Genomic DNA, 22,023 nt, shown 5'->3' on the forward strand with positions numbered 1-22,023 from the left:
CATGTCCCACCGTCGCCCCAAGAACGATCGGGTGCTCGTCGTCGACGACGATGCGTCGTTGGCGGAGATGCTCACGATCGTCCTTGAGGGCGAGGGCTTCCGGACGTCCGTCTGCCACACCGGTGATGCGGTGATGGCGGCGTTCGAGGAGTTCAAGCCCGACGTGGTCCTGCTCGACCGGATGCTCCCGGGTCTGGACGGCATGGAGGTCTGCCGCCGGATCCGGGAGGTCTCCGGGGTGCCGATCGTCATGCTCACGGCCAAGGGCGAGACGCGCGACATCGTCGACGGCCTCGACGTCGGGGCCGACGACTACCTCACCAAGCCGTTCCGCAACAGTGAGCTGATCGCGCGCATCCGGGCGCGGCTGCGGCGCAGCGACCCGCTCGACACCCGGATCGAGTTCGGCGGGATCGTGCTCGACCCGCAGGCCCACACCGTCACGCGCGACGGGCGGCCGGTCTCGCTGACGCCGCTGGAGTTCGACCTGCTGGCCTGCCTGATCTCGGCGCCTGCCCAGGTCTTCAGCCGCGAGGTGCTGCTGCAGAAGGTGTGGGGCTACCACCACCCCGGCGACACCAAGCTCGTCAACGTCCACATGACCAGGCTGCGCCAGAAGATCGAGGACGACGCCGAGAACCCCAGCGTGATCCGGACGGTGCGCGGCGTCGGCTACCAGGCGATCGATCCGGCGTCGGCCTGATGCGCCGACTCGTCGGCCTGTGGCGCCGGTCGCTGCGGACCCGGGTCGTCATCAACACCCTGCTGCTCAGCACCGCGGTCATCCTGGTCGTGGGCTGGGCGCTGCTGCGCGACGTGGCCGACGGCCTGGCCGAGAACCGGCGCGACGCCGCGATCGGTGAGGCGCGCGCCGGTCTCGAGCAGGCCCAGTCCCAGCTGGACGCCGCCGTCGACAGCGAGCCGACCCGCCAGTCGCAGGCCCTGACACAGCTGGTCGACGCGCTCGCGGCCACCCGGGGCGAGAACCGCTCCTACGAGCTGGTCCTGCAGGGTCCGCTGGCCGAGGCCGGCGGGGCGCCCGTGCGAGCCTCCGGCAACGTCGGCATCGACGACGTGCCGGCCGACCTCGTCCGCGAGGTCGCCAGCGAGCAGGGCACCTTCTGGACCTTCTCGGAGCTGTCGCTCTTCGGGGCGGGCGACGACATCCCGGTGGTGACGGTCGGCGGGCGCGTGACGGCGCCGGGGTCCAACGACCAGTACGCGCTCTACTACGTGTTCTCGATGGCCGACCAGCAGGAGACGCTCGACCTGGTGCGCACGGCGTCGCTGGCCGGGGGCGGCGTCCTGCTGGTGATGGTCACGCTCGTCGCGGGCCTCGTCGCACGGCAGGTCGTCGAGCCCGTGCGCCTGGCGCGACGCATCGCCGAGCGGTTCGCGGCAGGCAACCTCGAGCAGCGGATGCACGTCAAGGGCGAGGACGACATCGCCCGCCTGAGCACGTCGTTCAACCAGATGGCCGAGAGCCTGCAGAGCCAGATCCGCCGGCTGGAGAACCTGTCGCGCCTGCAGCAGCGCTTCGTGTCCGACGTCTCGCACGAGCTGCGGACGCCGCTGACGACCGTGCAGATGGCCGGTCAGGTGCTGTACGAGGCGCGCCCGCACTTCGACCCGCAGACGGCCCGGGCCGCCGAGCTCCTGCAAACCGAAGTCGGCCGGTTCGAGGCGCTGCTGTCCGATCTGCTGGACCTCAGCCGGTTCGATGCCGGAGCGGCCACGCTCGAGCTCGACCCGGTCGACCTCGCGACGGTCGCCCTGTCGGCCGCGCAGGACGAGGCCCTGAGCCGGGCCGGCATCGTGGGCCGCGCCCGCGGCGTGACCGAGCCGGCCGTCGTCGAGGCCGACATCCGCCGGGTCGACCGGATGGTGCGCAACCTCATCGTCAACGCCGCGCGGTACAGCCGGTCGGCGCAGGTCGACGTCATCGTGACGCAGGCCGACGACCGGGTCTCGCTGGCGGTCCGCGACCACGGCATCGGGATGGAGCCCGAGGTCGTGCGCCGGGTCTTCGACCGGTTCTGGCGCGGCGACCCGGCGCGGTCCCAGGGCGGCACCGGCCTCGGGCTGGCCATCGCCCGCGAGGACGCCGCGCTGCACGGCGGCACCCTCGAGGTCTGGTCGCGACCGGGCCGGGGCACCGAGTTCGTCCTCACGCTGCCGCGGGTGGCCGGCGAGCGCGTGTGGTCGCCCGTGACCAAGTCGGTGTTCGCATGAGGCGCCCCTCCGTCGCCGTCGTCCTCACGGTCGTCGCCGCGGTGCTGGCTGGGTGCGCCGGCATCCCCACGTCCGGTCCGGTCGAGCGGGTCGAGGACGAGTCCGGCCTCGGCGAGAGCACCGTCCGGTACACGCCGGCTGGCCCCGCGCCCGGCGCCACCGAGGCCCAGATCGTGCGTGGCTTCCTCGACGCGATGCTGGCGTACCCCGTCAGCCACCGGGTCGCGGCGGAGTTCCTCACGCCCGACGCCGCGCAGCGCTGGCGTCCGGGCCAGGGCACCACCGTCTACACCGAGGCCGCGATCTTCTCCGGTGCGGTCGGCACCGGACGGATCGACCTCGACACCGACGTGTGGCTCGACGAGCAGGGCCGCCTGACCCCCGCCGACGGATCGCGCCGGGTCGAGGTCGACCTCGCGCGCGTCGACGGCCAGTGGCGGATCGCGACGCCTCCCGACGGCGTGCTTGTCAGCCGTGACTGGTTCGACGACTACGTCCGGGCCTTCGACCTGTACTTCCTCGATCCCGGTGGCCGGCACCTGGTGCCCGTCCCGGTGCACGAGGTCGTCGGCGACCAGCTGGCCACCTCGCTCATGACCGGACTCGCGATCGGCCCCCGCGGCGACTCGACGCCCGGGCTCACCACGGCCGTGCCGTCGACCGAGGAGCTGCGGGCGTCCGTCCCGGTCGTGGGCGGCGTCGCCCAGATCGACTTCTCCACGCGGGTGGGCGAGCTCTCGACCGCCACGCAGAAGCGCATCTCCGCCCAGGTGGCGTGGACCCTGCGCCAGGTGCCGGCCGTCACGGACATCCAGATCACCGGCGACGGAACGGTCGTGGCCCCCACGGGCGATGCGGTGCAGGACGCCGGCGGCTGGGCCTCCTTCGGGCCCGACAAGTCCCGCCGCTGGGCGATCGTCGTGGCGGAGGGCGTGGTCCAGCAGGTCGGTCCGCGCACGCGCGAGCCGCTGCCGGGGGAGTGGGGCCAGGACGACCGCGGGGCCCAGATGGTCACCGCGGGTGACGATCGCGTCGCCGGGGTCTGGCGCGACCGGGCGCGGGTCACGACCGCCGTCGGGACGGACCCCGACGAGATCACGGGCGACCGGTTCGTGCGCCCCGTCGTGGACATCGACGGCGCCGCCTGGCTGGTCGACCGGTCGGCGGACCGGGCCCGCGTGCGGGTCCACGAGGGCGACGACTTCCGCGAGGTCTCCAGCCCCGGGCTGCCCGTCGTGTCCTCGTTCGCGGTCTCGCCGGACGGCGCCCGCTACGCGGCGACCGCCCGCGGGCGACTGCTCGTCGGCGGTGTGGAGCGCGTCGACGGTCGCGTGGTCGGCCTGACCCCACCCCGCCGTCTCGCCACGGAGGCCGCCGCCCGCCAGGTCGTGTGGATCGACGGCTCGCGCGTCGCGCACCTCGGTCCGCCGGGCACGCAGCTGCGCTCGGTGCGCATCGACGGCACCGGCGCGGTCGACGCCTGGCCCGGTGGCGGCCAGTTGCTGCCCGACATCGAGCCGGTCGGCCTCGTCGCGACGCCGGCGGCGCGGTCCGACCTCTACCTGCTCGACAGCGAGGGCGGCGTCTGGGTGCTCGACCGCACCCGCTGGGTGCCCGTCGACGTCCCCGTCGCCCGCGGCATCGCCTGACCCGTCCACAGGGGCGAGGCCGACTCTGGCCCACCGTCGCGCACCGCCCGAGACTGGGTGGATGCGCGGATGGTGGCAGGCGGCGGCCGACCTGGTCCTGGGGGCCTGCTGTCCGCTGTGCGGGGGCCCGGGCCTGCGACCGTGCCGGCCGTGCGCGGCGACGATCGCCCCGGAGCCGCTCGTGCAGCACGTCGGCGACCTCCCCGTCGCCGTCGCGGGGCTTCACGAGGGCCCGCGACGGGACGCGCTGCTGACCTGGAAGGTGGGCGGCGCCGCCACGCTCGACGAGGTCATGGCGCACCACCTCGCCGCGGCCGTCCTGACGCTGATCGGAGACGGGTCCTCAGTGACCCTCGTACCGGTTCCCTCGACGCGCCGGTCCCGTCGGGAGCGCGGGCGCGACCTCGTCTCCGATCTCGCGACCGCGACCGCCCGCAGGCTCGCCGTCGTGGGCGTGGACGCCCGGGTCCGACCGGTGCTGCGGCTGGTCCGGCAGCCGCGCGACCAGCACGCCCTGGGCCGCGAGGAACGGGCGCACAACCTCGCCGGCAGCATGCGCTGCGCGGCGTTCCCGACGGGCCCCGTCGTCGTGGTCGACGACGTCCTGACGACCGGCTCGACGCTCGCTGAAGCGGTGCGCGCACTGTCCGCCGAGGGGGCGATGGAGATTCTCGGTGCGGCGACGCTGGTGGCCGCCGTCGAGGGTTGCCCACCGGTGGCGAGTCCACCCACCCACGGGCTACGGTCGAAGCAAGCCGAGAGGTTTCGGGCACTCGCAGTTGAGCAAGGAGTCGGACATGGAAATCGTGGTCACCGGACGCAACAGTGAGATCTCGGAGCGGTTCCGCTCCCATGTCGCCGAGAAGCTCCAGCGCGTCGAGAAGTTCGACGGGCGCCAGCGCATCAACCGCGTCGAGGTCGAGGTGACCCACGAGACCAACCCGCGCCAGCCCGACACCGCCGCGCGCGTCGAGATGACGTTGCGCTCGCGCGGACCGGCCGTCCGCGTGGAGGCCACCTCCACCGACCAGCACTCGGCGCTCGACGCCGCCGTCGACAAGCTCGAGAACCGGCTGCGCAAGATCGTCGACCGCAAGCGCAGCCACCGCGACAAGCACCGCCCCGACTCGATCGAGGCCGCGACGGCGGACCTGCCGGTGGCCGACTTCGAGACCTGGGAGGCCGAGGAGTCGGACACCCGCAAGGTCGGTCCGCTCGAGGTCCAGGGCGACGGACCCCTCGTGGTCCGCGAGAAGGAGCACACCTCCGCGGCCATGACTCTCGACCAGGCGCTCTACGAGATGGAGCTCGTCGGGCACGACTTCTTCCTCTTCGTCGAGAAGGACTCGATGAAGCCGAGCGTCGTGTACCGCCGCAAGGGCTACGACTACGGCGTCATTCGCCTCACGGTCGAGGGGTAACCGCTGCCGGACGTGGCATGATCGATCCCGTGACTGCGCACGCAGAGGTGATCCGGGTCCTCCTCGTCGACGACCAAGAGCTGTTCCGTCGTGGAGTGACGATGGTCCTGGGCGCCGACGGGGGATTCGAGATCGAGGACGTCGACGACGGTGACGCCGCGCTGGTGCGCATCGCGGAGGAGCCGTTCGACGTCGTCCTGCTGGACGTCCGGATGCCCGGGCGCAGCGGGGTCGAGATCTGCGGCGCCATCAAGGAGACCGCTCCCACGACCGGCATCATCATGCTGACGGCCAGCGACGACGAGGCCGACCTGTACGAGTCGATCAAGGCCGGCGCCGCGGGCTACCTGCTCAAGGACGGCTCGACGTACGACCAGGTCGCCGAGGCGGTCAAGCTCGTCGCCGCCGGCCAGTCGCTGATCAGCCCCAGCATGGCCACGAAGCTGCTCGACGAGTTCGTGCACATGGCCAAGGGCCCCGCCCCGGCCACCACGCTGACGGCGCGCGAGCTGCAGGTGCTGCGCCTCGTGGCCCACGGCAAGAGCAACCGCGACATCGCCGGCGAGCTGTTCATCAGCGAGAACACGGTCAAGAACCACATCCGGAACATCCTCGAGAAGCTGCAGATGAAGTCGCGGATGGAGGCGGCCATGTACGCCGTCCGCAGCAAGCTCATCGACGACGTGTTGTGACCCCTCGCCTCACGGCGCTGCAGGCGCGACGCATCACGCTCGCCTCGCAGGGATTCACGCGGGCGCAGCCCGCGCAGGTGCGCCGCGAGCACGTCGCCCGCACTGCGCGCCGGCTGGGGTTCTTCCAGATCGACTCGGTCAACGTGCTCCAGCGCGCCCACTACCTGCCGCTGTACTCGCGGGTCGGCCCCTACGACGTCGAGCTGCTGCACCGGGCCGCCGGCCGGGCGCCGCGACTGCTGTTCGAGTACTGGGCCCACGAGGCGTCCCTGGTCGACGTCGACCTGTGGCCCGCGATGAGCCACAAGATGCGCTCGGGCCGGGGCATGTGGGGCGCGATGGCGCGCCTGGCGCAGGAGAACCCGCAGCTGATCGAGCAGGTCGAGGCCGCCGTGGCCCGGATCGGACCGGTCACGGCCCGCGAGCTGGAGGCCCGGCTCGGTGCCGAGGACCGCGACCGCACCCACTGGTCGCAGACCAAGCAGGCGCTGGAGTACCTCTTCTTCGTCGGGCGCGTGTCGTCGGCCCGGCGCAACGCGGCCTTCGAGCGCGAGTACGACCTGCCCGAGCGCGTCCTGCCGGCCCACGTGCTCGCCCTGCCGGAGCCGTCCGACGAGGAGGCGCACCTGACCCTCGTGGGCCACGCGGCGCGTGCCCTCGGCGTCGCCACGGTCCAGTGCCTGCGCGACTACTTCCGCCTGGCACCGGGTCCCACCGCCGCCGCGGTCGGCTCGCTCGTGGCCGACGGCACGCTCGAGCCGGTGACCATCGACGGCTGGAAGCGGCCGGCCTACCTGCACGTCGAGGCGTCCCGGCCGCGACGGGTCGAGGCGCGCACGCTGCTCAGCCCCTTCGACCCGCTGGTGTTCGAGCGCACCCGCACCGAGCAACTCTTCGACTTCCGCTACCGGATCGAGATCTACGTGCCGCAGGAGCGTCGGGTGCACGGTTACTACGTGCTGCCGTTCCTGCTGGGCGACCGCCTGGTGGCCCGGGTCGACCTCAAGGCCGACCGCGCGGCCGGCCGGCTGCTCGTCCTCGGGTCCTTCGCCGAGCCCGGCGCACCGGCGGAGACGGCGCGCGAGCTGGCGCAGGAGCTGTGGCGGATGGCGGGGTGGCTCGGCCTCGACGACGTGGAGGTCCGTCCACGTGGTGATCTCGCCGCAACGCTCGCACCGGAGTGTGCACGACCGCACTAGGATGATCGGGTGCCGAAGATCATCGACAACATCCTGCGTGCGGGCGAGGGCAAGATCCTCAAGCGCCTCGACCGCATCGCCGACCAGGTCAATGCCCTGAGCGACGAGTTCGCCGCCATGAGCGACGCCGAGCTGCGCGCCATGACCGACGAGTTCAAGCAGCGGCTGGAGGACGGCGCGACGCTCGACGACCTGCTGCCGGAGGCCTTCGCCACGGTCCGTGAGGCCGCGAGCCGCGTGCTCGGCCAGCGTCACTTCGACGTGCAGTTGCTCGGCGGCGCCGCACTGCACCTGGGCAACATCGCGGAGATGAAGACCGGTGAGGGCAAGACCCTCGTCGCGACCCTGCCGTCGTACCTGAACGCCCTCACCGGCAAGGGCGTCCACATCGTCACGGTCAACGACTACCTCGCCAAGTACCAGTCCGAGATGATGGGCCGCGTCCACCACTTCCTCGGCCTGACGGTCGGCGTGGTCGTGGCCGGCCAGACGCCCGCCCAGCGGCGCGAGATGTACGCGTGCGACATCACGTACGGCACCAACAACGAGTTCGGCTTCGACTACCTGCGCGACAACATGGCCGACGACCTGGACGAGTGCGTCCAGCGCGGCCACCACTTCGCCATCGTCGACGAGGTCGACTCGATCCTCATCGACGAGGCCCGCACGCCGCTGATCATCTCGGGCCCCACCGAGGACGAGGTCAAGTGGTACGGCGAGTTCGCCCGCATGATCGATGCGATGCGCATCGACGAGCACTACGAGGTCGACGAGAAGAAGCGCACCGTCGCCGTCACCGAGAAGGCGATCGACGTCGTCGAGGACCAGCTCGGCATCGCCAACCTGTACGACGCGGTCAACACGCCGCTGATCGGCTTCCTCAACAACGCGGTCAAGGCCAAGGAGCTGTTCAAGCGCGACAAGGACTACGTCGTCATCGACGGCGAGGTCCTGATCGTCGACGAGCACACCGGCCGCCTGCTGGAGGGGCGCCGCTACAACGAGGGCCTGCACCAGGCGATCGAGGCCAAGGAGGGCGTGCGCATCCGCGAGGAGTACCAGACCCTCGCCACGATCACGCTGCAGAACTACTTCCGCCTGTACGAGAAGCTCTCGGGCATGACCGGCACGGCGATGACCGAGGCCGCCGAGTTCGACAAGATCTACAAGCTCGGCGTCGTGCCGATCCGCACGAACAAGCCGGTTCAGCGCGACGACCTGCCCGACCTCGTCTACCGCACCGAGGACGCCAAGTTCAACGCCGTCGTCGACGACATCGCCGCGCGCCACGCGAAGGGCCAGCCGGTCCTCGTGGGCACCACGAGCGTCGCCAAGAGCGAGCGCCTCAGCAAGCAGCTGAAGAAGCAGGGCATCGCGCACGAGGTCCTCAACGCCAAGCAGCACGACCGTGAGGCCGCGATCGTCGCCCGAGCCGGCCACCGGGGCGCTGTCACCGTCGCCACCAACATGGCCGGCCGCGGTACCGACATCATGCTCGGCGGCAGCGTCGAGTTCCTGGCCGACGCCGAGCTTCGCGGCAAGGGCCTCGACCCGGTCGAGACGCCCGAGGAGTACGACGCCGCCTGGCCCGAGACCCTCGAGCGCATCGAGAAGCAGGTCGCGGCCGAGAAGGACGAGGTCGTCGCCGCCGGCGGCCTGGCCGTCATCGGCACCGAGCGCCACGAGTCGCGCCGCATCGACAACCAGCTGCGTGGTCGCTCCGGCCGTCAGGGCGACCCGGGCCTGACCCGGTTCTACCTGTCGCTCGAGGACGACCTGATGCGCCTGTTCAAGGGCGAATGGGTCAACTGGATCCTGCAGACGATGAAGATCCCCGACGACGTGCCGATCGAGAACAAGCGCGTCACCAAGTCGATCGCGTCGGCCCAGGGCCTGGTCGAGGCGCAGAACTTCGAGACCCGCAAGAACATCCTCAAGTACGACGACGTCATGAGCGCCCAGCGCGAGGTCGTGTACTCCCAGCGTCGCCGGGTGCTCGAGGGCGAGGACCTCGAGCCGCGCGTGCGTCAGATGATCGAGGACGTCACGGGCGCGTACGTCACCGCGGCCACGCAGGGCTACCCCACCACGTGGGAGCTGGACAAGCTCTGGACCGCGCTGCGCACCCTCTACCCGATCTCGCTGGAGCCCGACCAGGTGGTCGAGGAGGCCGGCGGACTCGAGCGCCTCGACGCCGCGACGATGCGCAAGGTCGTCGTCGAGGACGCCCTCGCCGCCTACGACAAGCGCGAGGCCGAGCTCGGCAACGAGGTCGCCCGCGAGCTCGAGCGCCGCGTCGTGCTGAGCGTGCTCGACCGCAAGTGGCGCGAGCACCTCTACGAGATGGACTATCTCCGCGAGGGCATCGGCCTGCGCGCGTACAGCCAGCGCGATCCGCTGGTCGAGTACCAGCGCGAGGGCTACGACCTGTTCAACGCGATGATGGAGGGCATCTCCGAGGAGTCGGTGGGCTACCTGTTCAACCTCAGCGTCGAGATCGAGGTCGACGAGGACGACGACGCCGACGAGACGCCGCACATCATGGCCAAGGGCCTCGAGCCGGACACGACGCCCAAGCAGCTGTCGTACTCGGCCCCGTCGGAGGACGGCTCGGCCATCGCGGTCGAGGAGTCGGTCGTCGACGAGGACGAGGAGCTCAGCGCCAACGAGATCGCGCGCCAGAACAAGGCCAAGGAGGCCGCGCGCCGCAAGGCCAAGGCCGCCCGCCAGTCGCGCAAGAAGAACCGCTGACTCACGCCCACTCGGCGGCGGTGCAGCGCCAGGTCGTGCGCCCCTGGTGGTCGCGACCGCGCTGCAGCCGCACGGCGATGGCGCGTGAGCGCCCGCGGTGCACCATGCGCGCGGCGATCTCCGCTGCTCCGTCGCCGACCATCGCGATGTGCACGGAGACGACGCGCGGGCTGTGGCGCGTGCCCCCGGTGACGAGGCGCTCGGCCACGTCGCGGTGCAGCTGCTCGTAGACGTCGCGGGTGAGCCACGGGCCGAGCTGCCGCACGGGCCGGATCCCGGTGATGACCTCGGCGAGGGCCTGGGTGAACCGCGCGCACCGATGGCGCAGCTCGCCCGCGTCGCCGCGCTCGACGGGCACCGGGAGCAACGGCGGTGACGGGGGGAACGGGAGCGGCACCTGACGGGGTGCGAAGGGATCGGTCGCGAGTGCCGTGGCGGTGATCATCGTGCTCCTGGTGGGTCGAGGCGCTGGCCGGGGTGGATGAGCTCGGGGTCGTCCCCGATGACGTCGCGGTTGGTGGCGTGCCACCGGCGGACCTCCGCGGCGATCCGTGCGTCGTCGGCGCCGGGGGAGTGGTCGCGCGCGATCGACCACAGCGAGTCGCCCGGGACGACGACGTGCGCCGGGGTCGCGGTCGGTCGGGGCGCCGGGGCCGCCGCGGTGGGCGTCACCGGGCGCTCGGGCAGGTGCAGTCCGTGGAGCGGGTCGAGTGCCTCAGGCGGCGCGGCCCGTGCGGGGGTGGCCGTCGAGGCCACGGCCCCGGCGACGAGGAGCGCGCGCAGCACGGGCGGCGCGATGCGTGCCGCGAGCCGACGGTCGACGACCGACACCAGCAGGACCAGGACCCACCACAGACCCCACAGCAGCAGGGCGGCCGCGAGCACCTCGCGGAGCGTGGACTCCCACATGGCGTGACCTCGATCCTCGACGCCTCATGAATGCATTTGACGACAGATGGCGTCTTGTGAGGTCCAGAGAAGCGCACGGCGATCGGTCACGTCAACGGCAGGGAACGAGGGTGTGGACGAACGAGGACGCGCTAGCGGCGGCGGAGATGCCGGTTCTCCGCCCGGAGCCGGTCGTTCTCGGCCTCGAGCTGGAGCACCCGCTCGATCCCGGCCAGGTTGAGCCCATCGGCGAGCAGCTCGCGGATCCGCACGAGGCGCCGGATGTCGGCCCGGCTGTAGCGCCGGGTGCCACCGGGGGTGCGGTCGGGTGCGAGCAGGCCGCGACGCTCGTAGACGCGCAGGTTCTGCACCTGCATCGCGACCATCTCGGCGGCCACGGAGATGGCGTACACGCCGTCCTCGTCCTCCATGAACTGAATCGTACTTGACAAGGAATATGTATTGGTGAATATAGGTTGTGAGAGGCGAAACCACCGGATCATCTGTGAAGGAGGAGAACGACGATGATGATTCGCACCACTGACCCGTTCCGTGACTTCGACCGGCTCACCCAGCAGCTCTTCGGCACCACGAACCGTCCGGCCGTCATGCCGATGGACGCGTGGCGTGAGGGCGACACCTTCGTGGTCGAGTTCGACCTGCCCGGCGTGTCGAAGGAGAGCATCGACCTCGACATCGAGCGCAACGTGCTCACCGTCCGGGCCGAGCGTGTCGCCGGCAACGGCGACTGGGAGATGCTCGCGTCCGAGCGCGCTCGCGGCGTGTTCAGCCGCCAGCTGGTCCTCGGGGACAACCTCGACCTCGAGCGGATCGACGCCGCGTACGAGGACGGTGTCCTCCGGCTGAGGATCCCCGTCGCCGAGCGCGCGAAGCCGCGCAAGATCCAGATCGCCGGTGCCCGCGCCGACGACCCGAGCGCGATCGAAGCCTGATCACCGCACCGTAGGGCCTCCCCGGAGGCCCTACGGTGTCCCCATGCGCTGGGACCGACTCTTCGCCGATCTCGAGGGCGTCGCCGCCGACGCCCATGCCGAGGAGCGGGACGCGCTGGCCGAGGACCTGCGCGACGAGCAGTGGGCGAGCCTGTCATGGACGGACCTGCTCGGCGGCCCGGACGTCCGCCTGGACGTGGCCGGACTCGGCGAGGTCGGCGGCCGGGTCGTCGGCGTGGGCGACGTCCTGCTGGTCGAGGACGCGGGTCGCCGGCTGGTCGTGCTGCCCGAGGCGGTGACCGCGGTCGTCGGCACCGACGGACGCGCGGCCCCGGCGGCGGCCACGACGCGAACCCGCCGTCAGCTGGCCCGGGCCCTGCGCGACGCGGGCGCCCCGGTGCGGGTGGTGCGGCGCGACGGCCGGGCGGTGGAGGGGACGATCGTCGCCGCCGGCGCGGACTTCGTGCAGGTGGCGGCCGGCGACCGGCGGGTCAGTCTGCCGTGGGCGTGGATTGCGGCTCTCGTGGAGCGCTGACCGCGGTGTCGCGAGCCGTCCGCTCGTACTGGCGGGCGATGTAGTCCTCCAGGGCGCTGGCCTCGATGCGCCACATCTTGCGGCCGCCCACCTGGAACCCGCGCAGCTCGCCCGACTTCAGCAGTCCCCACACGACCCGGACGTCCACCTTGAGGGTGTCGGCGACGTCGTTCGCGGTGAGGAACTGGTGCTCGGGAGCCATGGCGTCATTCTCACACGCGACGGCGACACGGAGGCGCAGGTCACGACCGGACTGTGGACGACCGGTGGCACCGCCGCGCCGCGACCCCGTATGACTGGGCGCATGCATGTCACGGGGGGTGACACGTCCCGGCGCGCGATCGCCCGGCGCACCTCGATCTCCAGATGGCGCAACCCGCGCCTGGTCCTCGGCGCCTTCCTCGTCCTGGCGTCCGCCGTCGCCGGCGGCTGGTTGGTGGCCACCGCGCGCGACTCCACGGACTACTGGCTGGTCCGCTCGCCGGTGCGCGCCGGCGAGCCGGTCGACGCCGGTCAGCTACGTCCCGTCGCCGGCCGGGTGGACGCGGCGGCCTCCGCGGTGCTGATCCCCGCGAGGTACGGCGTGCCGCGAGGCGTGTGGGCGCGCGACGTCGGTGAGGGCACCCTGGTCGCCCGCGACGACGTCACCCTGCGCGCCGAGCGCGGACGGCAGCTGGCGATGGCCCTGACCCCCGGATCGACGCCGCCCGACCTGGCCCCGGGGGAGCAGGTGGACGTCTGGGCAGGTCCGGGCGAGGCGGGCGACCCGAGCCTGTCCACCCGCCGCGTGCTGTCCGGAGTCAGTGTCGTCTCGGTCTCCCGCGCGGACGGCACCGGTGAGCGCACCCTCGTCGTCGACACGGGCCGCGGCGGTCCCGAGGCCGAGGTCGTGTCCGCGCTGGCCGGCGGCCACCTGACCGTGGTGCGCGTGCCGTGACCGACCCGGTGCGGGTTGCCGTCGCCGCCTGCGGTGCCCACTGGGAGGCCGCGGCCCTGACGGAGATCGAGCGCGACCCGGGGCTGGTCCTGGTCCGGCGCTGCGTCGACGTCGCCGACCTGCTCGCGTCGGCAGCGACCCATCGCATCGATGTCGCCCTGCTGGTCGTCGACGCTCCCGGCCTCGACGCGGGGGTCGTCGACCGCCTCGCCGGTCTCGGGGTGCGGTCTGCTGCGGTCGAGGCCGACGGCACCCATCTGGGGATCGGCCACACCGCGCGGCTCGGCGAGCTGGCCGCGGTGGGGTCCGTCCCCGTTCCCCTGCGCGAGCGTGAGCGCGAGCCCGGCCGGCTCGTGGCCGTGTGGGGACCGACCGGCGCTCCCGGACGCAGCACGCTGGCCGTCTCGCTCGCCGCCGCGGCAGCCGCCGCCGGACACGGCACGGTCCTCGTCGACGCGGACGTGTACGGCGGCTCGATCGGTCAGCTGCTGGGCGTCCTGGACGAGGTCAGCGGCGTCATGGCGGCCTGCCGCGACGTCAATCGCGGCCGCCCCGAGACCGCGGCGTCCCACCTGCTGCGGCTCGGCCCGCACTGGGACCTGATGACGGGCGTCCCCCGGGCGGACATGTGGCAGCACCTGAGACCTGACGCGCTCGAGACCGTCCTGCGCGGGCTGCGCCGCGATCACGACCTCGTCGTCGTGGACTGCGGCTTCGGGATCGAGGACGGTTACGGTCCGCCGTCGCGCGACCAGGTGTCGCGACGCGTGCTCGACCTGGCCGACGAGGTGATGGCGGTCGGGCGCGTCGACCCGGTCGGCCTCGCCCGGCTGGTGCGGGCCGTCGACGACGCCGGCCCGTGGGCGCGGCCGCCGCGGCTCGTCCTGAACGGGTTCCGCTCGGGCCTGGGGTGGACGGAGCGAGAGGTGGCGCAGACGGTCCGCGAGCTGACCGGCCACACGCCGTGGGCGTTCCTGCCGCACGACGGGCTCGGTCACGATCTCGCCCTGATGACCGGCCGGCCGCTGCGTGAGGTGGCACCGTCGTCGGGGTACGTCTCGCGCGTCGAACGGCTCGCGACCGACCTGGTCGGTCAGCCCAGCAGGTAGCGCCCGCGGCCGACGGTGTCGTAGATCGCCACGATCTCGGCGACGAGATTGGCGGCCCCGGCCACGAACAGCACGACGAGGGCCGCCCGGGCGAGCCACGGCCCCGCTGCCCGGGCGGGGACGACGCGCGCCAGCAGCCAGCCGGCCACGAAGAGGGGCACGAACGGGAACAGCGGGAAGACCCACGGCGCGAGCCCCGCCCACGCGACCCGGCTGCGCATCAGCCAGGCGCCGTCGCGCACCGCACGGTCGACGAGCGGCGCCATCGCGAGCAGGAAGAGGGCGGGCACCGACAGGGCCAGCGCGATGGCCGCCCACGTGGGCTCGAGCAGGGTGAAGTCCGGCCCGTCCTCGTGCACGAGGAACGCTCCGACCATGACCGTGCCACCGACCACCACGCAGGCCCGGCGGAACCAGGACGGGCCGAGGGTCAGGCTGCGCAGGGCGACGTAGATCCCGGCGCCCAGCACGCCCAGCACGGTGCCGGTGGTCAGCAGCACGAGGGTGCCGCTCACGGTGAACTCGCCCATCGGGAAGCCGTCGCTGGTGATCACGCCGTGGTCCTCGCGGTTGAGCCCGGCGAGGAGCCCCATGAACAGGCGTCCGCCGACGCCGCCGACCAGCAGTCCGAGCCCGGCACCCACGCACGAGGCGACCGCCAGGCGGTGCGCGTCATCGATCGCGGCACGTCCCCATGTCATCGCAGCCTTCCTCTCATCCGGGGAAGGATGGCACGCCGCGGACGAGCCTGTCAGTAGCTCTTTCGGTGGTAAGTTTCTGGATCACGTCACCACCGAGGCGAGGACAGCAGGGGAGCGCATGCAACGACTGAGCCCGCTCGACGCGATGTTCCTGCACCGGGACCATCCCGAGACGCCGCGCCAGGTCGCCTCGCTCGCGATTCTCTCGCCCGGCGACCGTCCCCTCGACTACGACCGCCTCATCCAGGTCATCAACGACCGCATCGACCTCGTGCCGCGCTACCGCCAGGTGCCGCGGCGGGTGCCCGGTGGACTCGGCATGCCGGTCTGGGTCGATGACGAGCACTTCGACCTCTCGCTGCACGTGCGCCGCTCGGCCCTGCCGCGTCCCGGCGGCCGCGACGCCCTCCACGACCTCGTCGGACGACTCGTCGCGCGCCGGCTCGACCATGAGCGCCCGCTGTGGGAGCTGTACCTGATCGAGGGCCTGCGCGGGGGCGAGCTGGCCCTGCTGTTCAAGTCACACCAGGCGCTCGTCGACGGATCGCACACGGTCGACCTGGCCCAGGTGCTGCTGGAGGAGACCCAGCGCGACCGGGCGATCCCGCACGACGAGTGGACGCCCCGCTCGGCGCCGGGCTCGCTCGAACTGCTGGCCGGGTCCGTGCGCTCCCAGGTGAGCCACCCCGCCGAGCTGCTGTGGAGCGGGGAGTACCAGTGGTCGCGGATCCTGTCGAAGCTGCCGGTGCTGGGTCCCGACTCGGCCACGCACGGTCCGCTGGTCGCGCCTCTGTCGCGACACCGGCGGTTCACCACGGTCGGCGCCCCGCTGTCGGACTTCCGCCGGGTGCGCGACGAGCACGGCGGCACCGTCAACGACGTCATCCTCGCGGCGATCGCCGGCGGCCTGCGCGGCTGGATGCTCACCCGCGCGGAGCCCGTCACGGCGAAGACCGGCTTCCGCGCCATGGTGCCGATGTCGGTCACGCGCGACGGCCCCGCCGAGGGCGGGCACCCGACCTCCCTGGGGCCGCTCGTGCGCGGACTCATGCTCACGCTCCCGGTGGGGGAGTCGAACGCGGTCGTGCGGCTGCACCAGGTGTCGTACGCGCTGAAGGGCCATCGTGAGATGGGCTCGGCCGTCGCGGCGAACAAGATGGCCAGCCTTCCCGGCTTCGCCACCTCGACCTTCCACGCCGTCGGTGCGCGGGTGGCAGCCGACGAGGCGAACCGCCCGTACCACCTCGTCATCACGAACGTCCCCGGCCCGCAGGACCCGGTGTACATGGCCGGGCAGCAGCTGAAGGAGATCTACCCGGCGATCCCGCTGACGGGGCACCGCACGATCTCGGTGGGGGTGACGTCCTACGACGGTCACGTCTACTTCGGCATCGTCACCGACCGCGAGGCGGTCCCGGACGCCGACGTCCTGGGCCAGTGCATCCTCGAGGCCCTCGAGGAGCTGACCGAGACGATCGGTCCGCAGCGAACCCGCGCCCCGCGCGGACGGAAGAGGCCGACATGAGCCACGTCAGGGTCTACGCCGCCGCCGACCTCGCTGCGCTCCGGGCGCTGGCCGACGACCGGCCCGTCTCGCTCGAGGTGGTCGTGGCCGCCTCCGAGGACGAGGAGGACGAGTACGACGCGCTGCTGACCGCCGCCGAGGACGGTCGCGTGGTGGTGTGCGCCGAGGTCGAGGCCGACGACGCGCCGATCCGGAGAGAGGACCTTCAGGCCCTGCACGTCGATGCCGACGGCAGCGGCGACCTGGCCTGGTACGCGCCGCAGGAGCTCGACGACGTCATCGAGCTCCTGGACGCGTAGTCGTCAGAGCCGGGTGGTGCCGAACTCGACCTCTTCGCGCAGCGAGGCCGAGATCGCCTTGGCCACCTCGGGCTCGATCCGCTTGCCGATGAGCGGCAGCGACACCTTGACGTCGCCGTCGAGGGTCATGGCCGTGGTGGCGCCGGTGGCGGTGATCGTCGACGTGCCGCGCATGCGCGCGGGCTGGCCGTGGATGTCGACGCTGACGTCGGCCGTCCGCGTGCCCGCGGCGTCGGCGGGTCCCCACTTCTCGATCTGGGTGACGGTGACGGAGTCGCCGGTCAGCTTCTTGATGAAGTCCGGCATGTCGGACTCCATCGTGCGCTCGATCGTGACGACGGTGGTGTCGCCCTCCGTGGTGACCTTGACGTCGTAGTCGCGGGCGCCCTGGTGGCGGCACGACTCCTCGCGGAACGTCGGGTCGCTGACGAGGGCGAAGACCTGGTCGGGCGTGGCGGGGTACTCGAACCGCTCGGTGAGCTTCACGCGTTCTCCTCGGGGGCGGTGGAGGTGGAGCCGAGGCCCTTGAGCTCGGCGAGGCGTGCCTCGATCTCGAGCTGGCCGGCATCGGCCTCGAGCTCGGCGAACTGCGAGTCCAGGCTCGACGAGGCGAGCTCCTGCTGGCCCTGGACCTGCGCCTCGATGCGGCGCACGCGGTCCTCGTAGCGGCTGAGCTCGCTGGTGGGGTCGAGGATGTCGATCGACTTGATCGCGCCGGCCACCTGGGCCTGCGCCTCGGCGGTGCGGTGCCGGGCGACGAGCTCGTCGCGCTTGGCGTGCAGCTCGGTGAGCTTGCCCTTCATGCCGACGAGGCCCGTCTTGAGCTTCTCGACGACCTCGCTCTGCTGGGCGATCATCGGCGCGGCGGTGCGAGCCTCGTTCTCGGCGGAGATCTGCTTGCCCAGCGCCACCTTGGCGAGCTGGTCGAAGCGGTCGGCCTCGCCGTCGTGCCCGGCCGAACGGAGCTGGTCGGCCTTGTTGGACGCAGCGATCGCCTTCGCGCCCCACTCCTTGGCGGCGGCGACGTCCTCGGCGTGGTCGGCCTCGGCCAGCCGCAGGTTGCCGATCGTCTGGGCCACGGCCTGCTCGGCCTCGGCGATGGAGTTGGTGTAGTCGCGGACCATCTGGTCGAGCATCTTCTGCGGGTCCTCAGCCTTGTCGAGCAGGGCGTTGATGTTCGCCCGGGTCAGCTGGGAGATGCGTCCGAGGATCGACTGTTTCTGTGCCATGCGTCGATCATGGTGCACCGTCCGAAGGGGTCGCAACCTCGGGGCGCACCGCCCGCGGGGGAGGAAGAATGACACGAATGTCATTAACACGGACCAACCTTAAAGTTCGGCTTTAAGTTCACTTCGGCGTGTCGGTGCCTTAGGCTAGCGCGCATGCGTCGTTTGGGACTGGTGGGACTCGTGTGCCTTTTCGTGATGGCCGGGCTCACCGCCACCACCACCTCGGCGCAGGCGTTCTCGCTGATCTGCAGCGGAAAGACCAAGGCGCAGGTCGCGAAGTGTGACACCTCCGGGTACGCCGCCGTGATGGACAAGATGCACTGGCGCATGTACGCCGGGCACAACTGCACGAACTACGCCGCCTACCGGATGAAGAAGGCCGGCGTGCCCGAGCCGAGGGTCCTCATGGGCAACGCGCGCGACTGGCACACCAACGCCAGGAAGCTCGGCTACCTCGTCGACAACCGGCCCGCCGTCGGTGCCATCGCCCAGTGGTCGAAGGCGTCCAGCCACGTCGCGTACGTCGAGGAGGTCGGGTCCAAGCACCTGATCCTGTCCGAGGACAGCTACACCTCGAAGGTGTACCGCCGTTACAAGGTCTCGACCGGCGACTCCTGGTACCCCGAGCGCTTCATCCACTTCAAGGACGTGAAGGCCCCCGCCGCCCCGGTCCCGGTCCCGGTCCCGACCCCGACCCCGGAGCCGACACCGGACGAGCCCACGCCTGAGCCGTCGCCGGAGCCGACGACGCCGCCGGCCCCCGCCCCGGTGGCGGCCTCCGTGTCCGTGAAGGGCCCGGCGAAGGTCAGCACCCAGGTCGAGCCCCGGATCACGGTCAAGGTCACGGCCCGCCGGGGCGTCGTGCCCACCGGCCGCGTCAAGATCCGCCGCGGCGGCAAGACGGTCAAGACCGTCACCCTCACGGCCGCGTCGAAGGGCGCCGCCACCGTCGAGATCCCGCGGATGAAGCGCGGCAAGCAGTGGATCTCCGCGGTCTACGCCGGCAGCCCCCAGGTGCGCAAGGGGACGAGCCGCACGATCAAGGTCGTCGTCACGAAGGCGCCGAAGGTCGTCTCGGCGAAGACCACGATCACGCTGCCGAAGACCACCCTCGAAGCCGGGTCCACGCCGACCGCCAGGATCGCCGTCGCCGCGACGGACGGGCGCATCCCGACCAACTCGGTCTCGGTCTACCTGGACGGCCGGCGGATCGCGGCGCCGGTCCTCACGAAGGCCCGCCGGGGCAAGGTCACGGTGCGGCTTCCCGCGCTGACCCCCGGGAAGCACGTCCTGCGCGCCACCTACTGGGGCTCCAAGACCGTCCGGCGGTCGAAGTCCAGGGCCACGAGCGTCACCGCGATGGAGACGACGACCGTCGCGGCGACGGTCGACCGGGCCACGGTGCGGTCCACCGAGGCCGCGCGCGTCACGGCCACGGTGGGCACGGTGCGAGGCGGCGCCCCGACCGCAGGCGAGGTCTGGGTGCTGGCCGACGGTGAGAAGGTCGCGTCGTCGATTCTCACCCCCGCCTCGCGTGGCACGGTGACGGTCGAGGTGCCCGGGCTGGCGCCGGGCGCACGCCGGCTCTCGGTCGAGTACCGGGGCGCGGGGTTCCAGGCCCGCTCGTCCAGTGCCGAGCTGCCGGTCATCGTCCAGGAGCGCTCGATCACGGGCCTCGCGGTCGCACGGTCGGTGAAGACCACCGCGCGCGCGAAGGTGACCGTGTCCGTCCACTCGGCGCGCTCGGTGCCCGTCGCGTCGGGGAAGATCACCATCCTCGACGGGAAGAAGCCGATCGCCACGGTGACGCTCAACGCGCTGACCAGCCACAAGGTCGTCGTCACGCTGCCGCGCCTGGCGGCGGGCACCCATCGGCTCAGCGCCACGTTCACCGGCACCGATCTCATGGAGCCCTCGGTGAGCGTCGTCCGGACGCTCACGGTCACCAAGTAGACCCGTACCCTTGGTGTCATGCCTGTCGACTCCGTCTACGCCCGTCTCGAGCCCCTGCTCGCGGGCGTCTCCAAGCCGATCCAGTACATCGGCGGTGAGCTGAACTCCACCGTCAAGGACTGGGACGAGGCCGACGTGCGCTGGGCGCTGATGTACCCGGACGCCTACGAGGTCGGCCTGCCCAACCAGGGCGTCCAGGTCCTCTACGAGGTCCTGAACGAGCGCGAGGGGATCCTCGCCGAGCGCACCTACGCCGTCATGCCCGACATGGAGGCCGTGCTGCGCGAGCACCGCATCCCGCAGTTCACCGTCGACGCACACCGACCCGTCGGGGCCTTCGACCTCTTCGGCATCAGCTTCTCGACCGAGCTGGGCTACACGAACCTGCTGACGGCGCTCGACCTCGCGGTCATCCCGCTGCTGGCGGTCAACCGCGACGACTCGCACCCGATCGTCGTCGCCGGCGGCCACAGTGCGTTCAACCCCGAGCCGATCGCCGACTTCGTCGACGCTGCCGTCATGGGCGACGGCGAGGAGGTCGTGCTGGCGATCAGCGAGGTCGTGCGCGAGTGGAAGGCCGAGGGGCGTCCCGGCGGCCGCGACGAGGTGCTGATGCGGCTCGCCGCGTCCGGCGGCGTCTACGTGCCGAAGTTCTACGACGTGACGTACCGGCCCGACGGCCAGATCGCCGCGATCACGCCCAATCGTCCCGGCGTGCCGACGCGGGTCGCGAAGCACACGCTGATGGACCTGGACGCCTGGCCGTACCCGAAGAAGCCGCTCGTGCCGTTGGCCGAGACGGTGCACGAGCGCTTCAGCGTCGAGATCTTCCGCGGCTGCACGCGCGGCTGCCGCTTCTGCCAGGCCGGCATGATCACGCGCCCGGTCCGCGAGCGCTCGATCCAGACGATCGGCCAGATGGTCGACAACGGCCTGAAGCAGTCCGGCTTCGAGGAGGTCGGCCTGCTGAGCCTCTCGAGCGCCGACCACTCCGAGATCGGCGAGGTCGCCAAGCAGCTGGGCGACCGCTACGAGGGCACCAACACGTCGCTCTCGCTGCCGTCGACGCGGGTCGACGCCTTCAACATCACCCTCGCCAACGAGTTCAGCCGCAACGGCCGCCGCTCGGGCCTGACGTTCGCGCCCGAGGGCGGCAGCGACCGGATGCGCAAGGTCATCAACAAGATGGTCAGCGAGGACGACCTGATCCGCACCGTCTCCGCCGCGTTCTCGCACGGGTGGCGCCAGGTGAAGCTCTACTTCATGTGCGGCCTGCCCACCGAGACCGACGAGGACGTCCTGCAGATCGGCGAGCTCGCCAAGCGGGTCATCGACACCGGCCGCGAGGTCTCGGGTCGGCGCGACATCCGCTGCACCGTCTCGATCGGCGGCTTCGTGCCCAAGCCGCACACGCCGTTCCAGTGGGCCGCGCAGCTCGACCACGAGACCACCGACGAGCGACTGCGCAAGCTGCGCGCCTCGGTCCAGTCCGACAAGCGCTACGGCAAGGCGATCGGCTTCCGCTACCACGACGGCAAGCCCGGCATCGTCGAAGGACTGCTGTCCCGTGGCGACCGCCGCGTCGGTGCGGTCATCGAGCAGGTGTGGCGCGACGGCGGCCGGTTCGACGGCTGGAGCGAGCACTTCAGCTACGACCGCTGGGCCGCGAAGGCCGACGAGGTGCTGTCGCCCCTGGGCGTCGACCTCGACTGGTTCACCACGCGCGAGCGCGACCACGACGAGGTGCTGCCGTGGGACCACATGGACTCGGGCCTCGACCGCGAGTGGCTGTGGGAGGACTGGCAGGACGCGATCGACCCCGACGGCGCCGCCGAGGTCGAGGACTGCCGCTGGACCCCGTGCTTCGATTGCGGCGTGTGCCCCGAGATGGATCTGGAGATCCAGATCGGCCCGACCGGGCAGAAGCTGCTGCCGCTCTCGGTGGTCTGA

Annotated in this window: 23 protein-coding genes; 16 read left to right on the forward strand and 7 right to left on the reverse strand. The window is 71.7% G+C overall.

The window, feature by feature from the left end; genetic code table 11:
• The first annotated feature begins 1 nt into the window (after nucleotide 1).
• From mtrA to secA, 8 genes are all read left to right on the forward strand, one after another.
• The gene (gene mtrA / locus AFL01nite_RS10095; protein ID WP_146827556.1) at nucleotides 2–703 is read left to right on the forward strand and encodes an MtrAB system response regulator MtrA; all 702 of its coding nucleotides are present in this window, start codon (nucleotides 2–4) and stop codon (nucleotides 701–703) included.
• On the forward strand, nucleotides 703–2,232 hold the full coding sequence (gene mtrB, locus AFL01nite_RS10100; protein WP_146827557.1) for an MtrAB system histidine kinase MtrB: 1,530 nt from the start codon (nucleotides 703–705) through the stop codon (nucleotides 2,230–2,232). The genes mtrA and mtrB overlap by 1 nt, the downstream gene beginning before the upstream one ends.
• Nucleotides 2,229–3,881, forward strand: a complete 1,653-nt coding sequence (locus AFL01nite_RS10105) for an LpqB family beta-propeller domain-containing protein (RefSeq protein WP_146827558.1) — start codon at nucleotides 2,229–2,231, stop codon at nucleotides 3,879–3,881. Before mtrB ends, AFL01nite_RS10105 begins: the two co-directional genes overlap by 4 nt.
• A 61-nt stretch (nucleotides 3,882–3,942) precedes the next feature.
• Nucleotides 3,943–4,710 carry a ComF family protein gene (locus AFL01nite_RS10110; protein ID WP_146827559.1) on the forward strand — a complete coding sequence of 256 codons (768 nt, stop codon included), beginning with the start codon at nucleotides 3,943–3,945 and terminating at the stop codon, nucleotides 4,708–4,710.
• The gene (gene hpf / locus AFL01nite_RS10115) at nucleotides 4,679–5,302 is read left to right on the forward strand and encodes a ribosome hibernation-promoting factor, HPF/YfiA family (RefSeq protein ID WP_146827560.1); all 624 of its coding nucleotides are present in this window, start codon (nucleotides 4,679–4,681) and stop codon (nucleotides 5,300–5,302) included. The genes AFL01nite_RS10110 and hpf overlap by 32 nt, the downstream gene beginning before the upstream one ends.
• A gap of 29 nt (nucleotides 5,303–5,331) precedes the next feature.
• Complete coding sequence (locus AFL01nite_RS10120) at nucleotides 5,332–5,994, forward strand: response regulator (protein ID WP_246119674.1); 663 nt, start codon at nucleotides 5,332–5,334, stop codon at nucleotides 5,992–5,994.
• On the forward strand, nucleotides 5,991–7,193 hold the full coding sequence (locus tag AFL01nite_RS10125; protein WP_146827562.1) for a winged helix-turn-helix domain-containing protein: 1,203 nt from the start codon (nucleotides 5,991–5,993) through the stop codon (nucleotides 7,191–7,193). Before AFL01nite_RS10120 ends, AFL01nite_RS10125 begins: the two co-directional genes overlap by 4 nt.
• Nucleotides 7,194–7,202: 9 nt before the next feature.
• On the forward strand, nucleotides 7,203–9,944 hold the full coding sequence (gene secA, locus AFL01nite_RS10130; protein ID WP_146827563.1) for a preprotein translocase subunit SecA: 2,742 nt from the start codon (nucleotides 7,203–7,205) through the stop codon (nucleotides 9,942–9,944).
• Nucleotide 9,945: 1 nt separating this feature from the next.
• On the opposite strand, the gene AFL01nite_RS10135 is transcribed toward secA, so the two are convergent.
• The 3 genes from AFL01nite_RS10135 to AFL01nite_RS10145 all read right to left on the reverse strand — a co-directional run bounded on the left by AFL01nite_RS10135 (nucleotide 9,946) and on the right by AFL01nite_RS10145 (nucleotide 11,263).
• Nucleotides 9,946–10,389: an Rv3235 family protein gene (locus AFL01nite_RS10135; protein WP_146827564.1), complete on the reverse strand. Its 444-nt coding sequence runs from the start codon at nucleotides 10,387–10,389 to the stop codon at nucleotides 9,946–9,948.
• Entirely contained in the window at nucleotides 10,386–10,853 is a 468-nt protein-coding gene (locus AFL01nite_RS10140) for a LysM peptidoglycan-binding domain-containing protein (protein ID WP_146827565.1), read from the reverse strand. Before AFL01nite_RS10140 ends, AFL01nite_RS10135 begins: the two co-directional genes overlap by 4 nt.
• 131 nt (nucleotides 10,854–10,984) lie before the next feature.
• The gene (locus AFL01nite_RS10145) at nucleotides 10,985–11,263 is read right to left on the reverse strand and encodes a MerR family transcriptional regulator (protein WP_146827566.1); all 279 of its coding nucleotides are present in this window, start codon (nucleotides 11,261–11,263) and stop codon (nucleotides 10,985–10,987) included.
• Between the two features lie 93 nt (nucleotides 11,264–11,356).
• On the opposite strand from AFL01nite_RS10145, the gene AFL01nite_RS10150 reads away from it, so the two are divergent.
• Both AFL01nite_RS10150 and AFL01nite_RS10155 read left to right on the forward strand, forming a co-directional pair.
• Complete coding sequence (locus tag AFL01nite_RS10150) at nucleotides 11,357–11,785, forward strand: Hsp20/alpha crystallin family protein (RefSeq protein ID WP_281285734.1); 429 nt, start codon at nucleotides 11,357–11,359, stop codon at nucleotides 11,783–11,785.
• Between the two features lie 43 nt (nucleotides 11,786–11,828).
• On the forward strand, nucleotides 11,829–12,320 hold the full coding sequence (locus AFL01nite_RS10155) for a hypothetical protein (RefSeq protein WP_146827567.1): 492 nt from the start codon (nucleotides 11,829–11,831) through the stop codon (nucleotides 12,318–12,320).
• On the opposite strand, the gene AFL01nite_RS10160 is transcribed toward AFL01nite_RS10155, so the two are convergent.
• Nucleotides 12,277–12,522 (reverse strand): helix-turn-helix domain-containing protein, encoded by a 246-nt coding sequence (locus AFL01nite_RS10160; RefSeq protein WP_146827568.1) that lies wholly within the window; start codon nucleotides 12,520–12,522, stop codon nucleotides 12,277–12,279. The genes AFL01nite_RS10155 and AFL01nite_RS10160 overlap by 44 nt on opposite strands.
• 102 nt (nucleotides 12,523–12,624) lie before the next feature.
• Here AFL01nite_RS10160 and AFL01nite_RS10165 point away from each other — a divergent pair, with 102 nt between their 5' ends.
• Entirely contained in the window at nucleotides 12,625–13,257 is a 633-nt protein-coding gene (locus AFL01nite_RS10165; protein WP_146827569.1) for a hypothetical protein, read from the forward strand.
• Complete coding sequence (locus AFL01nite_RS10170) at nucleotides 13,254–14,366, forward strand: CpaE/TadZ family protein (protein ID WP_146827570.1); 1,113 nt, start codon at nucleotides 13,254–13,256, stop codon at nucleotides 14,364–14,366. The genes AFL01nite_RS10165 and AFL01nite_RS10170 overlap by 4 nt, the downstream gene beginning before the upstream one ends.
• On the opposite strand, the gene AFL01nite_RS10175 is transcribed toward AFL01nite_RS10170, so the two are convergent.
• A complete protein-coding gene (locus tag AFL01nite_RS10175) occupies nucleotides 14,351–15,067 on the reverse strand; it encodes a hypothetical protein (RefSeq protein ID WP_186813898.1) in 717 nt (238 codons plus the stop codon). The two genes, AFL01nite_RS10170 and AFL01nite_RS10175, sit on opposite strands and share 16 nt — an antisense overlap.
• A gap of 118 nt (nucleotides 15,068–15,185) precedes the next feature.
• On the opposite strand from AFL01nite_RS10175, the gene AFL01nite_RS10180 reads away from it, so the two are divergent.
• Together AFL01nite_RS10180 and AFL01nite_RS10185 are read left to right on the forward strand one after the other, a co-directional pair.
• On the forward strand, nucleotides 15,186–16,592 hold the full coding sequence (locus AFL01nite_RS10180; RefSeq protein ID WP_186813899.1) for a wax ester/triacylglycerol synthase family O-acyltransferase: 1,407 nt from the start codon (nucleotides 15,186–15,188) through the stop codon (nucleotides 16,590–16,592).
• Nucleotides 16,589–16,891 carry a hypothetical protein gene (locus AFL01nite_RS10185; protein ID WP_146827573.1) on the forward strand — a complete coding sequence of 101 codons (303 nt, stop codon included), beginning with the start codon at nucleotides 16,589–16,591 and terminating at the stop codon, nucleotides 16,889–16,891. The genes AFL01nite_RS10180 and AFL01nite_RS10185 overlap by 4 nt, the downstream gene beginning before the upstream one ends.
• A gap of 3 nt (nucleotides 16,892–16,894) precedes the next feature.
• Here AFL01nite_RS10185 and AFL01nite_RS10190 read toward each other — a convergent pair whose 3' ends face one another.
• Nucleotides 16,895–17,377 (reverse strand): DUF2505 domain-containing protein, encoded by a 483-nt coding sequence (locus AFL01nite_RS10190; RefSeq protein WP_146827574.1) that lies wholly within the window; start codon nucleotides 17,375–17,377, stop codon nucleotides 16,895–16,897.
• Nucleotides 17,374–18,120 (reverse strand): PspA/IM30 family protein, encoded by a 747-nt coding sequence (locus AFL01nite_RS10195; RefSeq protein ID WP_146827575.1) that lies wholly within the window; start codon nucleotides 18,118–18,120, stop codon nucleotides 17,374–17,376. The genes AFL01nite_RS10190 and AFL01nite_RS10195 overlap by 4 nt, the downstream gene beginning before the upstream one ends.
• Before the next feature lie 153 nt (nucleotides 18,121–18,273).
• On the opposite strand from AFL01nite_RS10195, the gene AFL01nite_RS10200 reads away from it, so the two are divergent.
• Together AFL01nite_RS10200 and AFL01nite_RS10205 are read left to right on the forward strand one after the other, a co-directional pair.
• A complete protein-coding gene (locus AFL01nite_RS10200; protein WP_146827576.1) occupies nucleotides 18,274–20,073 on the forward strand; it encodes an Ig-like domain repeat protein in 1,800 nt (599 codons plus the stop codon).
• An 18-nt stretch (nucleotides 20,074–20,091) separates the two neighbouring features.
• Nucleotides 20,092–22,023, forward strand: coding sequence for a TIGR03960 family B12-binding radical SAM protein (locus tag AFL01nite_RS10205; RefSeq protein WP_146827577.1), 1,932 nt, complete (start codon nucleotides 20,092–20,094; stop codon nucleotides 22,021–22,023).

Origin of the sequence: Aeromicrobium flavum, from assembly GCF_007992115.1 — a bacterium.
In the GTDB taxonomy this organism is placed as follows: domain Bacteria; phylum Actinomycetota; class Actinomycetes; order Propionibacteriales; family Nocardioidaceae; genus Aeromicrobium; species Aeromicrobium flavum.